This is a genomic window from Xanthomonas theicola, from assembly GCF_014236795.1.
Classification (GTDB): domain Bacteria; phylum Pseudomonadota; class Gammaproteobacteria; order Xanthomonadales; family Xanthomonadaceae; genus Xanthomonas_A; species Xanthomonas_A theicola.
In genome coordinates, this window is the sequence record NZ_CP049017.1 from 2,034,372 (window position 1) to 2,048,187 (window position 13,816).

The 13,816-nt window shown below is 68.5% G+C and carries 12 protein-coding genes and 2 pseudogenes; all 14 read left to right on the forward strand.

Features of this window, described 5'->3' with window-relative positions; all coding sequences use genetic code 11:
- The first annotated feature begins 2 nt into the window (after positions 1–2).
- The 14 genes and pseudogenes from fliJ to G4Q83_RS09450 all read left to right on the forward strand — a co-directional run bounded on the left by fliJ (position 3) and on the right by G4Q83_RS09450 (position 13,154).
- Positions 3–470, forward strand: a complete 468-nt coding sequence (fliJ, locus tag G4Q83_RS09385) for a flagellar export protein FliJ (protein ID WP_128420492.1) — start codon at positions 3–5, stop codon at positions 468–470.
- A complete protein-coding gene (locus tag G4Q83_RS09390; protein WP_128420491.1) occupies positions 467–1,747 on the forward strand; it encodes a flagellar hook-length control protein FliK in 1,281 nt (426 codons plus the stop codon). The genes fliJ and G4Q83_RS09390 overlap by 4 nt, the downstream gene beginning before the upstream one ends.
- Positions 1,748–1,969: 222 nt before the next feature.
- Positions 1,970–2,501 (forward strand): annotated as a pseudogene (locus G4Q83_RS09395) (flagellar basal body-associated FliL family protein).
- 12 nt (positions 2,502–2,513) lie between these two features.
- Positions 2,514–3,521 (forward strand): flagellar motor switch protein FliM, encoded by a 1,008-nt coding sequence (gene fliM / locus G4Q83_RS09400; RefSeq protein ID WP_128420489.1) that lies wholly within the window; start codon positions 2,514–2,516, stop codon positions 3,519–3,521.
- Positions 3,518–3,859, forward strand: coding sequence for a flagellar motor switch protein FliN (fliN, locus tag G4Q83_RS09405; RefSeq protein WP_128420488.1), 342 nt, complete (start codon positions 3,518–3,520; stop codon positions 3,857–3,859). The genes fliM and fliN overlap by 4 nt, the downstream gene beginning before the upstream one ends.
- Positions 3,856–4,272 (forward strand): flagellar biosynthetic protein FliO, encoded by a 417-nt coding sequence (gene fliO, locus G4Q83_RS09410; RefSeq protein WP_128420487.1) that lies wholly within the window; start codon positions 3,856–3,858, stop codon positions 4,270–4,272. Before fliN ends, fliO begins: the two co-directional genes overlap by 4 nt.
- Positions 4,273–4,274: 2 nt before the next feature.
- Entirely contained in the window at positions 4,275–5,096 is an 822-nt protein-coding gene (gene fliP / locus G4Q83_RS09415; RefSeq protein WP_128420486.1) for a flagellar type III secretion system pore protein FliP, read from the forward strand.
- A gap of 4 nt (positions 5,097–5,100) precedes the next feature.
- The gene (locus G4Q83_RS09420; RefSeq protein ID WP_128420485.1) at positions 5,101–5,370 is read left to right on the forward strand and encodes a flagellar biosynthetic protein FliQ; all 270 of its coding nucleotides are present in this window, start codon (positions 5,101–5,103) and stop codon (positions 5,368–5,370) included.
- 508 nt (positions 5,371–5,878) lie between these two features.
- Complete coding sequence (gene fliR, locus G4Q83_RS09425; protein WP_128420484.1) at positions 5,879–6,670, forward strand: flagellar biosynthetic protein FliR; 792 nt, start codon at positions 5,879–5,881, stop codon at positions 6,668–6,670.
- A 40-nt stretch (positions 6,671–6,710) separates the two neighbouring features.
- Positions 6,711–6,995, forward strand: coding sequence for a hypothetical protein (locus G4Q83_RS09430; protein ID WP_128420483.1), 285 nt, complete (start codon positions 6,711–6,713; stop codon positions 6,993–6,995).
- Positions 6,996–7,065: 70 nt separating this feature from the next.
- On the forward strand, positions 7,066–10,014 hold the full coding sequence (locus G4Q83_RS09435; protein ID WP_425509765.1) for a ligand-binding sensor domain-containing diguanylate cyclase: 2,949 nt from the start codon (positions 7,066–7,068) through the stop codon (positions 10,012–10,014).
- A 135-nt stretch (positions 10,015–10,149) separates the two neighbouring features.
- The gene (locus G4Q83_RS09440; protein ID WP_185817387.1) at positions 10,150–11,244 is read left to right on the forward strand and encodes an IS30 family transposase; all 1,095 of its coding nucleotides are present in this window, start codon (positions 10,150–10,152) and stop codon (positions 11,242–11,244) included.
- 114 nt (positions 11,245–11,358) lie between these two features.
- Positions 11,359–12,509 (forward strand): annotated as a pseudogene (locus G4Q83_RS09445) (IS3 family transposase).
- A gap of 321 nt (positions 12,510–12,830) precedes the next feature.
- Positions 12,831–13,154, forward strand: a complete 324-nt coding sequence (locus G4Q83_RS09450; protein WP_128421978.1) for a hypothetical protein — start codon at positions 12,831–12,833, stop codon at positions 13,152–13,154.
- Positions 13,155–13,816 lie beyond the last annotated feature (662 nt).

Genomic DNA, 13,816 nt, shown 5'->3' on the forward strand with positions numbered 1-13,816 from the left:
CCATGATGCAATCACAGCGTATCGATCCCCTGCTCCGCCGCGCCCAGCAGCACGAGGACGAGGTCGCCCGCGACCTGGCCGAGCGCCAGCGCGCGCTGGAGACCCACGAGTCGCGGCTGGAGGAACTGCGCCGCTACGCCGAGGAATACGCCAACAGCCAGATGGCCGCGACCAGCCTGGCGCAACTGGCCAACCGGCGCGCATTCCTGGACCGCCTGGAGAGCGCGGTGCAGCAGCAGTGCCAGACCGTGGACCGCAACCGCGAGAAGGTGGAGATGGAACGCAGCCGCTTGCTGCTGGCCAGCCGCGACAAGCAGGTGCTGGAACAGCTGGCGGCCAGCTACCGCGCCCAGGAACGCAAGGTCGACGACCGCCGCAGCCAGCGCGAGATGGACGACCTCGGCGCACGCCGGGTGCGCCTGGCGGTGGCCGCGGCCGACAGCGACAACGAGAACGGGGACAGCCGATGAGCAACGCACTTTCCGCGCTGGGCGGCAGCGCCCGCAGCAGCCAGCTCGGCAGCGGCGCCGACACCCAGGACCAGGACCGCGGCGGCGGCCAGGACTTCGCCAAGCTGCTCGGCAACGACGGCACCCCGCGCGCCGCGCCCAAGCCGGCGCCGCGGCCCAGCGCCAAGTCGCAGCAGGATTCCACCGACAAGGACGCCGCGGCGAAGCGGCCCGAGGCCGCGGACGACACCGCCAGCGAGCCGGCGCGCAGCGCCGAGGCCGGCGCCAAGGCCGCGCGCGACACCGACAAGAGCAGCGAGGACGCCAAGGCGCCGACCAAGGGCGGCAAGAGCGACGCCAAGAAAGGCGAGGACACCGAGGAAGACGCCGGCTGGCCGCCGGCGGGCCTGGCCGGCATCGGCCTGAGCCTGTTGCCGGCGCTCGGCGCGGCATTGCCGGCGGAGGCCGGTCCGCTGGGCACGGCCGGGTTGGCGATCGGCGTCGCCGGCGCCGCCGCCCAAGGCGCGACCGCGCTGCTCGGCGGCGACACCCTGGCCGCGACCGGCGCCGACCCCGCGGCCGCCGCGACAGCCGCCGCGCCGACCGCGGCCGGCGCCACTGCCGGCGCCAGCGCCGCCGGCGGCTTCGGCGGCATGCTCGCGCAGGTCGCCGGCGCGGCGGCCCCGGCCGCTGGCGGCGACGCCGCCGCGGCCCCGGTCGCCGCGCTGGTGGCGTTGGCGACCGCCTCGGACAAGAGCACGGACAGCGGCAGCGAGGTCGCCAGCACCGGCACCGATCCGGCCAACCTGATGGCGCCGACCGGGATCCACGCGCCGTCGCGCAGCGTGGACGGCGCCGCGCCGTTCACCGGTTCGCCGACCCCCACGCCGAACCTTCGCGGCGACAACTTCGACGACGAGCTGGGCGCGCGCATGAGCTGGCTGGCCGACCAGAAGATCGGCCACGCGCACATCAAGCTCAGCCCGGCCGAGTTGGGCCCGGTCGAGGTGCGCCTGCACCTGAGCGGCGACCAGATCAACGCCAGCTTCAGCAGCGCCCAGCCCGAGGTGCGCCAGGCGCTGGAGAACAGCCTGCCGCGGCTGCGCGACATGCTCGGCCAGCACGGCTTCCAACTCGGCCAGGCCGACGTGGGCCAGCAGCAACGGCAGGCCTCGCAGAACGCGCCGCAACGCAGCGGGTCCGGCGGCGCCGATGCCAGCGGCGACGAGCTGCTGGGCAGCGTCGGGATTCCGTCGATGGTTTTGCGCCAGCGCGGCCTGCTCGACGCCTACGCGTAATCCAGCCGCACCGCCGCGGCCGCGCCGGCACCACCCCTTGCTTGCAGAAGGGGCTTCGCCCGCGGCGGGCCGCGCCGGAAACGCCCGCCGGGACTGAGTTCCCTCCCTCAAGAAGCCTGCACCGGCGGCGCCGAACGTCGCCGTCAAATCTCCGGCAGGCCACGCCCGCCGTTTCGGCACGCCGATTGCATCCATAGGGGCAGAGTCCCCCTTAAGGAGCCAATCCGTGGCAGCTGCCGCCGACAAATCGAAGAAACCCGCCGACGCCAAGGACGCCCCGGAGGGTGGCAAGTCGAAGAACAAGCTGCTGATCGTCCTCGCTGCGGCGGTGCTGGTGCTGGGCGGCGGCGGCGCCGGGGCGTGGTTCTTCCTGAAGAAGCCCGACCCCACCCACGGCAAGGCCGCGGCCAAGACCGCCGAGCTGCCCAAGCCGGCGCAGTACTTCGCAATGGACCCGGCATTCGTGGTCAACCTCAACGGCAGCCCCAACGATGGCCCGCATTACCTGCAGATGGAAGTGCAGCTGATGACCCGCGACCCGGAAGCGCTGAAGCTGATCACCGAGAACGCCCCGGCGATCCGCGCGCACCTGCTGATGCTGTTCTCGCAGGTGCAGGCGCAGGACATCGCCGACATCGCAGGGCGCAAGAAGCTGCAGGCGGCGGCGCTGGCCGACGCGCAGAAGCTGTTGACCGCCGAGACCGGCAAGAAGTGCGTGGAAGACCTGCTGTTCACCAGCTTCGTGACCCAGTAAGGCGCCGCCGCGATGACCGACCTGCTTTCCCAAGACGAGATCGATGCGCTGCTGCACGGCGTCGATGCCGGTGCGGTGGACACCGGGCCGCCGCCGCCGGCGCCGGGCGAAGCGCGCCAGTACGATTTCTCCAGCCAGGACCGGATCATCCGCGGGCGCATGCCGACCCTGGAGATGGTCAACGAGCGCTTCGCGCGGCTGTGGCGCATCGGCCTGTTCAACCTGATCCGGCGTTCGGCCGACCTGTCGGTACGCGGCATCGACCTGGTCAAGTTCAACGACTACATGCATTCGCTGTACGTACCGAGCAACCTCAACCTGATCAAGTTCAAGCCGCTGCGCGGCACCGGCCTGATCGTGTTCGAGCCGACCCTGGTGTTCACCGTGGTCGACAACTTCTTCGGCGGCGACGGCCGCTACCCCACCCGCATCGAGGGTCGCGAGTTCACCCCGACCGAGATGCGCGTGATCCAGCTGATGCTCAAGCAGACCTTCGCCGACCTGCACGAAGCCTGGGCGCCGGTGATGGAAGTGGAGTTCGAGTACCTCAACTCCGAGGTCAACCCGCATTTCGCCAACATCGTCACCCCGCGCGAATACGTGGTGGTCAGCCGTTTCCACGTGGAACTGGAAGGCGGCGGCGGCGAGATCCATGTGACCCTGCCGTACTCGATGCTGGAGCCGATCCGCGAACTGCTCGACGCCGGCATCCAGAGCGACCGGGTGGACCGCGACGAGAGCTGGAACATCATGCTGCGCGAGCAGCTCAACACCGTCGAGGTCACCATCTCCAGCGTGCTGGCGCACAAGCAGATGAGCCTGCGCGAGCTGACCCGGTTGAAGATCGGCGACATCCTGCCGATCGAGCTGCCCAAGCAAGTGCCGCTGTGCGTGGAGAACATCCCGGTGTTCACCGGCGAGTTCGGCGTCTCGCGCGGCCAGAACGCGGTGAAGATCACTTCGAACCAACCTCCGGGCGCGCTGCGCCGCCGCCCCGCCTTTCAGGAAGACGCGTCATGAGCCACAACGAAATCCCCGAAGCCGCCGCCCCGGCCCAGTTCGACAGCCTGCAGGCGGACCTGGGCAGCGACAGCAACGAACTGAACCTCGACGTGATCCTGGACGTGCCGGTGACGCTGTCGCTGGAAGTCGGCCGCAACCGCATTCCGATCCGCAACCTGCTGCAGCTCAACCAGGGCTCGGTGGTGGAACTGGAACGCGGCGCCGGCGAGCCGCTGGACGTGTACGTCAACGGCACCCTGATCGCGCACGGCGAGGTGGTGACGATCAACGACCGCTTCGGCGTGCGCCTGACCGACGTGGTCAGCCCCAGCGAACGCATCCGGAGACTGCGGTGAGCCTGTTGCTCGCCGCCGCCGCCCAGGCGGCCAAGACCGCCTCCGGCGTCGGCAGCGCGGCGCCGTCGCCGCCCGGCCTGTTCGGTGCGGTGCTGGCCCTGCTGCTGGTGCTGGGACTGATTTTGGGCATGGCCTGGGTGCTCAAGCGCCTGCCCGGCGGCGGCTTCCGCCCGGCCGACGGCCTGCGCGTGGTGGCCAGCCTGGCGGTCGGCGCCAAGGAGCGCGTGGTGGTGGTCGAGGTCAACGGCGAGCAGCTGCTGCTCGGGGTGTCGCCGGGCGGGGTCCGCACCTTGCATCGCTTGCCCGAGCCGCTGCCGCTGGCGCCGGCGCCGGCGCTGCCGAACCTCAAACAGCTCAAGCACCTTCCCGATTTCGCCCAGTTGCTGGCGCAGAAGCTGCGCAAGGACAAATGATCATGTTGCCTCGTTGGAACCGTTATGCGCGCGGCCTGCGCCTGCTGCCGATCCTGCTGGCGCTGAGCCTGCTGCCGGCGCCGGGTTGGGCCCAGGCCGCACCGGCGGCGCCCGCGGCACCGGCGGCGCAGAACGCCGCCCCGACCCTGCCTTCGCTGCCGCAGGTGAATGTGGGCAAGGTCGGTGCGCAGCCGGTGAGCCTGCCGCTGCAGACCCTGCTGCTGATGACCGCCATCACCCTGCTGCCATCGATGCTGCTGGTGCTGACCGCGTTCACCCGCATCACCATCGTGCTCGGGCTGTTGCGCCAGGCAATGGGCACCGGGCAGACCCCGTCCAACCAGGTGCTGATGGGCCTGGCGCTGTTCCTGACCGCGCTGGTGATGATGCCGGTGTGGGAAAAGGCCTGGGGCCAGGGCATGAGCCCCTACCTCAACGGCCAGCTCGACTTCCAGACCGCGTGGAGCCTGACCACCCAGCCGTTGCGCGCGTTCATGCTGGCGCAGGTGCGCGAGACCGACCTGATGACCTTCGCCGGCATGGCCGGCAACGGCACCTACAGCAGTCCCGATGCGATCCCGTTCCCGGTGCTGGTGGCCTCGTTCGTGACCTCGGAACTGAAGACCGCGTTCGAGATCGGTTTCCTGATCTTCATCCCGTTCGTGATCATCGACCTGGTGGTGGCCAGCGTGCTGATGTCGATGGGCATGATGATGATGTCGCCGATGCTGGTCTCGGCGCCGTTCAAGATCCTGCTGTTCGTGCTGGTCGACGGCTGGGTGCTGACCGTCGGCACCCTCGCCGCCAGCTTCAACGGAGTCTGAGCCGATGAGTCCCGAAATGGCCCTGACCGAATTGCGCGGCGGCCTGGTCACCGTGCTGTGGGTGGCCGGCCCGCTGCTGCTGTCAATGCTGGTGGTGGGCGTGGTGATCGGCGTGTTCCAGGCCGCCACCCAGCTCAACGAGCCGACCATCGCCTTCGTCGCCAAGGTCATCGCCTTGACCGCGATGCTGTTCGCCACCGGCAGCATGCTGCTGGCGCACCTGGTGGAGTACACCACCATGCTGTTCCAGCGCATCCCGCATTTGATCGGGTAGCGGCGATGGCTGCTTTTGGTGCCTTGCAGGCTGCGACCCTCGTTCCCGCGGGGGCTTGCTTTTTTTCGGGAAGGCAACGGCTTTCGCCCGTCGTCGAGTCACGCTTCTTTGCTTGTGCAAAGCACGCTTTACAGCAGCCGAAGGCTGATCAAAGCAACCCGAAGAAGCCGCTCCACAGCAGCCGACTGGCTGATCGAGCACACCCCGCCTCCGCGCCCGCTGTGGGGGTGCGCTCCGCCGACGGGATTTTCGGACGGGGCATCCTGCCCCGGTCGAAAACGGCGCACGTCCATGCGCGCCGCCCCCCTGCGGGGGGCTGTTCCCGCCGGCTCCGCCGCTGCGCAGGGGACCCGGCACATCAAAAGCACAGCAACAGCAGTTGCGATTGCGGCTGCCTGCGTTCTACCGTCGTCTGGATGCAGGCAGGGATGCGGTGGCTTTGGTGTCGAGTGCGGCGCGTTGCCGACACCACGCGCCAGGCCGGCGCCTTTACCGGGGCGTGGGGCTGATGGACGCCGCCACCCAGATGGTGATCGACGGCTCGCGCGCGTTCGCGATGGTCGGCGCGGTGCTGTGGACCATGCTGCGCATCGGCGCGATGCTGATGGTGATGCCGCTGGTCGGCACCCGCGCGGTGCCGGCGCGGGTGCGGGTGATGCTGGCGGCGATGCTGGCGATGGCGCTGGCGCCGCTACTGCCGCCGGTGCCGGACTGGGACGGTTTCGACGCCGCGGTGGTGCTGAGCGTAGCGCGCGAACTGGCGGTCGGCGCCAGCATGGGGTTCATGCTGCGGCTGATCTTCGAAGCCGGCGCGCTGGCCGGCGAACTGGTCTCGCAGAGCACCGGCCTGGGTTTCGCGCAGATGGCCGACCCGCTGCGCGGGGTCACCTCCGGGGTGATCGGGCAATGGTTCTACCTGGCCTTCGGCCTGCTGTTCTTCACCGCCAACGGTCATCTGGCGGTGGTGGCGTTGCTGGTGGACAGCTACAAGGCGCTGCCGATCGGCAACGCGCTGCCGGACGCGCAGGCGATGGCGTCGGTGGCGCCGGATTTCTTCATGAGCATGATGCGCGGCGCGGTGACCCTGGCGCTGCCGGTCATGGTGGCGATGCTGGCGGTGAACCTGGCGTTCGGCGCGCTGGCCAAGGCCGCGCCGGCGCTGAATCCGATCCAGATCGGCCTGCCGGTGGCGGTGGTGCTGGGCCTGGCGCTGCTGGCGGTGCTGGTCGGCGAAATGGGGCCGCCGGTGCAGCGCCTGTTCGATGCCGCCTTCGACGCCGCCCGGCACGTGACCGCCTGAAGGCGCAGCCGCGGCGGGCGGCGTTGGTTGGTGGCTATGCGTGATCCAGCATCGGCAGGAGCCGCAGGCACTGGCGACCTGGGCGATCCTGCGCAGCCGCGGCGACGGCCGCCCGTCCGTGGGCAGCGAAATGGGCGCGAACGTACTCGACGCCGGCAGCGGACGCAGGCGCCCGCCGCCCGACCGCGACGGAAAGGCGCTGCGCCGACCCCGATGCGGCCATCGCCGACATCACCAGTCCATCATCGGCTTCTACAATACCCACCGGCTGCACTCCACCCTCGGCGATCGATCGCCTGCCGACTACGAGAAAGCCACCACCTGAAATCCCCTATCCCGGTGTCCGCTGAAACTCGACCACAACAGCATGACCGCCTCCCCGCCGGTTCCCGCCCGTGACCGCGCCGCCGTCCGCGCACCGCCGCCGTCCGCCGGCTGACGAACGCGGCAGGCACGTGCGTCTGCGCGCATGGCAGCGGCGCTGCGCCCTGCTGCTGTGGCTGGGCCTGGGGACCGTGCTGGTCGCCGTCGCGCACGCGCAGTCGATCCCGTTGCGCCGCTATGCGCACGACCAGGGCCTGCTCGGCCTGGCCGCCACCTGCCTGCTGCAGACCCGCGACGGCAGCCTGTGGGTGTGCACCGAGAGCGGGCTGTACCGCTTCAACGGCCATCAGTTCCAGCAGATTCCGCTGCAGGCGCAACGCGGGAATTTCATCAGCGCCGCCAGCGAGGACGCCGAGCGGCGGCTGTGGGTGGCCACCTTCGACAATGTCTTCGTCGGCACCGGCGCGCAGCTGCGCCGGCTGCTGCCGGAGGAAACCGGGCCGTTGCGCAAGAACGGCCTGCGCCTGGCCACGCCGCGCTGGGGCACGGTGCTGCTCAACGGGACCCGGGCGCTGCGCGCGGTTGCCCGCGCCGACGGACGCTGGCGGCTGCGCCCGCTGTTCGACCCGGCGACCCTGGCGCGGCTGCCGCAACTGGCCCAGCTCGGCATGGCGCACGGCGAGGCCGACAACCTGTGGCTCGGCTGCGGCAAGCAGCTGTGCCGGGTCGGCGCCGATGCGACGGTGACGCTCTACGGCCAGGCGCAGGGCCTGCCGCCGGACCGCTGGCGCAGCGTGGTGCGCGACCGCGACGGCGCGCTGTGGCTGCGCGGCGACCACCACGTGATGCAGCTGCCGGCCGGCGCCAAGCGCTTCATCGCCCGGACCACGCCCAGCGTCGGCCTGGACAAGGTCATCGTGCAGGCGCAGATCCTGCTGGACCCGCAGGGCCGCGTGCTGATGCAGACCCATGCCGGCCTGATGCGCTGGGAGCACGGCCGCTGGCGCAGCCTCGACCGCGGCAACGGCCTGCCCGACGGCCGCATCGGCGCGCTGCTGTTCGACCACGCGGGCGACCTGTGGATGGCCGTGGACGGCGAAGGCCTGGTGCGCTGGAACGGCTACGGCTGGATCGAGAACTGGGACGCGTCGCAGGGCATGAGCGCCGCGCCGACCTGGAGCATCCACCGCACCGGCGAGAGCGCGCTGCTGATCGGCAACGAGGGCGGCATCAATCGCCAGCGCGGTGCAGGCCAGCCGTTCCGGCCCTGGCTGGCCGACGCCGGGCTGCAGATCGTCGGCATGCAGACCGCCGCCGACGGGTCGCTGTGGAGCATCGGTTCGCTGGGCGAACTGCACCACCACGACCGCCAGGGCCGGCTGCTGCGCGCCTACCCGCGCCTGAGCAGCACCGCCAAGCGGCTGTATCTGGATGCCGCGGGCCGGATCTGGATCCTGACCTTGGACGGCGTGTACCTGTTGGCGCGGCCGCAGTCGGGCGATGCGCCGCAGCGGGTGCGGGCACTGCCGGCCAGCGAGTACTCGGACATCCAGCAGCGCCGCGACGGCAGCCTGTGGCTGGCCGGCGCGGCGGGCGTGTTTCGTCTGCGCGGCGCCACCTGGACCCCGATCCGGCTGTTGCTGGACGGCAAGCCGGCGCAGCCGTGGGTCAGCAAGCTGCTGATCCAGGAAGACGGCCAGGTCTGGGCCGCGCTCTACAACCCCGGCGTGTGGCAGGGCCGGCTCGACGGCGACACCCTGCGCCTGCGGCCGACCGCGCAGACGCAGCTGCGCGAATTGCAGATCTACCTGTTGCGGCGCACCCGCAACGGCTGGATCTGGATCGGCCACAGCCAGGGCGTGGACGTCTACGACGGGCGCCGCTGGTCGCGCCTGACCCAGTCGCAAGGCCTGCTGTGGGACGACATCTCCGAGGCGGCGTTCTTCGAGGACGACGACGGTTCGGTATGGATCGGCAACAGCAAGGGGGTCAGCCACGTGCTGACCCCGCAGCGCCTGTTCCAGACACGCGCCCCAGGCCTGACGCTGAGCGAATTCAGCCGCGGCGGCCAGCCGATCGCTGCCGGCGCACGCCTGCCCTGGAGCGAGGAACCGCTGCACATCGAGGTGGCCTCGCCCAACCTGTACGACGACCGCAACCGGATCTCGTTCCGCTACCGCTTCGGCGGCACGCATGCGCGCTGGATCTACACGCCCAACTTCGAGATCGAGCATCCGCCGCTGGCGCCGGGCCGCTACCTGTTCGAGATCCAGCTGCTGGACGCCTACCGGCGCAGCGCCTCGGCGCCGGCCCGGGTCGCGTTCTCGGTGGCGCCGGTATGGTGGCGCAGCCAGCCGATGCTGGCCCTGTACGTGCTGCTCGGCAGCGGCCTGGCGGTCGCCGCGCTGCGTTGGCGCGAGCGGCGCCTGCGCCAGCGCCAGCGCGAACTGGCCGACCTGGTGGCGCGCCGCACCCAGGAACTGGAACACGACAAACGCGAACTGGAGATTGCCCGCGCCGCGCTGGCGGTGAAGGCCTCGCACGACGACCTCACCGGCCTGCTCAACCGCGCCGGCATCCTCGAGGCGCTGGCCGCGCAGATGCAGCGCAGCCAGGCCGAGGGCCAGTCGCTGGCGGTGGCGATGATCGACCTGGACCACTTCAAGTGCATCAACGACGCGCACGGCCACCTGATCGGCGATGCGGTGTTGATGCAGGTGGCGCGGCGCCTGAACGCCAATCTGCGCGGCGCGGACCTGATCGGCCGCTACGGCGGCGAGGAACTGCTGGGGGTGTTGCCGGGATTGCCGGTCCCCTCCAACGAACGGCTGCAGCACCTGCGCGCGTCGATCGCCGACCAACCGTTGCGAGTCGATAACCAGACCCTGACCGTCACCGCCTCGATCGGCGTGGCCTGGTACCGACCGGGCGAGCGCATGCAGCAGTTGCTGACGCGTGCCGACGAGGCCCTGTACCGGGCCAAGCGCCTGGGCCGCAACCGGGTCGAACTGCAGCGCTAGAACATTTTCGACTCTTGATATTTTCAGCCAGCGGAGTGGTGTGGGAACGACTCCGGGTGGCATTACTTGGATCGAAAGGGTGGTCTCAACCGATCGATGCAACACCGTAGTCTGATCAGGACGGAGGTGGACATCATGAGCAGAACAGTCAGGGTTTGGCGCCATTTGTCGGCAGCGGACCGTGAACAGCTATGGACGCGCTGGCAGGCGGGCGAGCCGCCGAGTGTTATCGCCAAGGTGCTTGAGCGGGATGAAGCGTTGGTTCGGTACGTCCTTCGGCAGCGCGGTGGGTTTGCGCCGCGACCGTGCAAACGAGCGGCACGAGCACTCCAGCTGGCTGAGCGCGAGGAGATCTCGCGCGGCCTGTGCCAAGGCCGTTCCCTGCGCCAGATCGCTCAGGCCTTGGGCCGGGCGGTCTCGACCATCAGTCGGGAGATCGAGCGCAACGCAGGCTGTGAGATCTACCGCGCGACACACGCCGACGAGCGCGCCTGGTCGCAAGCCAAACGGCCCAAAGCCTGCCTGCTTGCCCGCTGCGGGGTGCTTCGCCGCCTGGTCGCCAGCAAGCTGGCCCGTCGCTGGGCGCCGCAGCAGATCAGCGGATGGCTTGTCCGCCGTTATCCAAACAACGACAGTATGCCGGTGTCGCACGGAACCATCTATCGAAGCCTGTTCGTTCAGAGTCGCGGGGTGCTCAAGAAGCAGCTCTTGGCCCAGTTGCGCACGCGTCGACTGGTGCGTTATCCGACCGCGCAGGGACGCCACGGGAAGAGCCGCAAGGGCGCCCGCAACCTGATGATAGATGCCCTGCCGATCAGCCAGCGTCCGGCCGAGGTGGACGACCGCGCGGTACCTGGGCACTGGGAAGGCGACCTGCTGATGGGCACGGTGAACACGCAAATCGCCACGCTCGTGGAGCGGCAATCGCGCTTTGTGATGTTGATCAAGCTTCCTTCGCGCGACAGTGCCACCGTGGTGGACGCGGTCGCCAAGCATATCCGGCGGTTACCTGCTCAGCTGAAAGGTTCCCTGACCTGGGATCGCGGTGCCGAAATGCACAAGCACCAGCGCTTCACCCTGGCGACAGACGTGCAGGTCTTTTTTTGCGACCCGCATAGCCCGTGGCAGCGCGGGTCAAACGAAAACACCAATGGCTTGCTCCGCCAGTATTTCCCCAAAGGACAGGACAGTAAATATCCCCCGGCAAAGCCGGGGGCTTTAGAGATGTGAGCCGCTCAAAGCGGCTGCGGGAGCGCTACGCGCCTCCCTTGTTAGGGCCACTGGACCGGCCAGCCTTTCGTAGACATCCGGACGCCATAATTGATGGCAATGACCGAGGTGTTTATGGGCAACAGCAAGCAGTACACGGATGAGTTCCGGGCCGAGGCGGTGAAGCAGGTGATCGAACGCGGCTTCACGGTGGTGGATGTGGCCTCCCGAATCGGGATTCCCAAGCACACGCTATACGGGTGGGTGCAGGCCGCCAGGAAGATGGCGCCGGCAGCCGGCGCTGCAGCGGCGTCGACCGACTCAGCGGAGATTCGCCGGCTCAAAGCCGAACTGAGGCGGGTAACCGAGGAGCGCGACATCCTAAAAAAAGCCGCCGCGTACTTTGCCAAGGGGTAAGGGCGAAGTACGCGTTCATGCGTGCGCACGTCCGGGAGTTTCGTCTGGCGACGATGTGCCGGGTGCTGGGCGTGCATCGCAGTGGTTACTAGGCCTGGCTGCGCAACGGCACCAGCGTCCGCGAACGCGAGGACCAGCGCTTGCTGGGCCTGATCAAGCACCACTGGCTGGCCAGCGGCGCGGTGTACGGCTATCGCAAGCTCACCCTGGATCTGCGTGAGGCCGGCGAGCGTTGCAGCCGTCACCGGGTGCGGCGCTTGATGAAGGCCGAAGGCTTGCGAGCGCAGGTTGGCTACGGCAGCAAGCCGCGTTAGCGGGGAGGTCCGGTCGGCGTGGTGGCGAATGTGCTCAACCGGGACTTCATTCCGCAGGCCCCGAACAAGGTCTGGGTCACGGACATCACCTATCTCCGCACCTACGAGGGCTGGCTGTTCTTGGCAGCGGTAATGGAGCTGTATTGGCGCCAGATCGTGGGTTGGGCAACCGCTTCGACAATGACCAGCGATCTGGTGCTGCAGGCACTGGTGGCAGCGGCGTGGCGGCGCAAGCCCGGTCCTGGCGTGATGGTGCACTCCGACCAGGGCTGGCAGTCCACCAGCAGCGATTGGCAGTCGTTCCTGAAGGCGCACCGGATGGTGCCGAGCATGAGCCGACGCGGGAACTGCCATGACAACGCCGTGGCCGAGAGCTTCTTCAGCGTCTTGAAGAAGGAACGTATCAAGCGTCGGATCTACCCGACACGCGCCATGGCGGCATCGGACGTGTTCGACTATATCGAGATGTTCTACAACCCGATCCGCCGGCATGGTTCCGCTGGCGGCGTGTCACCGGTAGAGTTTGAAAGGCGCTACGCGCAGAGCGGCGACTGAGTGTCTACGGAAATCTGGCCGGTCCACTGTGCGTCCGCCAGGCCGAGGCCTACCGCCAGATGCGCCGCGCCCAGCGTGGCGCGCCTCCTGAGGCGCCAGGGGCACTTGCGTCTTCCATGCTGGCTCATGTACGCTCGGCCCCGTCCGCTAGCTGTCATAGCGGAGCGCCTGGCCAGATGGCGCGCACTAATCTGACGCTAGCGACTGAAGAACCTTCGGGCTGGGACAGGGCACAACAATGGGGCGCCGGGAGGCGTTTACCCATTCTTGATCCTACCCGTCCGCCTGCAGCGTCTGCATCCCTTACTGAGGGGTGCCCCCATGGCTAAGCTCCTCACGCTGCCGCGTCCCTCTGTTCAGCAGATCGATTGGTGTTGGGTTCCCGTCGGCTATTCCTCTCCCGACCAATGCGCCTACGCTCATCAGCTCGCCCTCAAGGGCTTTATCCGGCCTGCTTACTCTGCCTGTCTCGCAGCTGTCACTCCACCTGCAGGCGTCCCCTTCATCGACCCCCAAACCGGCGCTAGCTATGCCCATGCCGGGGTGTTCCATGACGCCTTCCTCAAGGCGTTTTCGGACGCCATGCAGCGTGCTGCGCGGGCACGTGGTCACCAGGTACTTGGTGTCGACGGAGGTGACCAGTGAACGATCTATCCCACCTGTCGCATCCCGAATACCTGCGCGCTTGCCTGCTTCGGTGTTACGAAATCCTTGACGTATTCGATGCCGTTTGGGCCGAGCGTCAGCAGGGTGTAGTTACCGTCGAGGATCGCATTGCTGCTTGGGATGCTCGTTCAAGCATCCTGCGCTGGATTGCTCTTTACCGCGGCAAGCTCTCTATGATCGCTCGCCGTGGCGGCCATGGGCATCGAGTCCAGGGCGCACTATCTTCATTTAATGACGCGTCACGAAATCATTTATGTGACGCGTCAGGAAAGGCTTCACCCTGCGGAGATCCACCGCGCTCGCCGTCGTCAGCTCCGCAGGCTGTCAGGGTCGGCGGCGAGCGCATCCCCTACCCCCTTGCCGGGACGCTCGGCACGCCTTGCGGCGATCGCTCACCTGATGAGACGGTCAAGCCGTGCCGGCTCCGACGGCGCCTTTGGCGCCGTCGGAGCCGGCACGGCCGCCGCTGGACCGTTGAGCCACGCCGAATAGTGACGCGTCACGAAATGGGGTGCAGGGGTTCGCCCCTGCGGCTATGGCGCATGGATGCGCCGCTCCTTTGCTAGCGGTCTGGACCCGCGCCCTGGTGTCAAACAGCGGTTGACATAACATCAATGCCAGCCGCTTTTTAAGCATCAAAA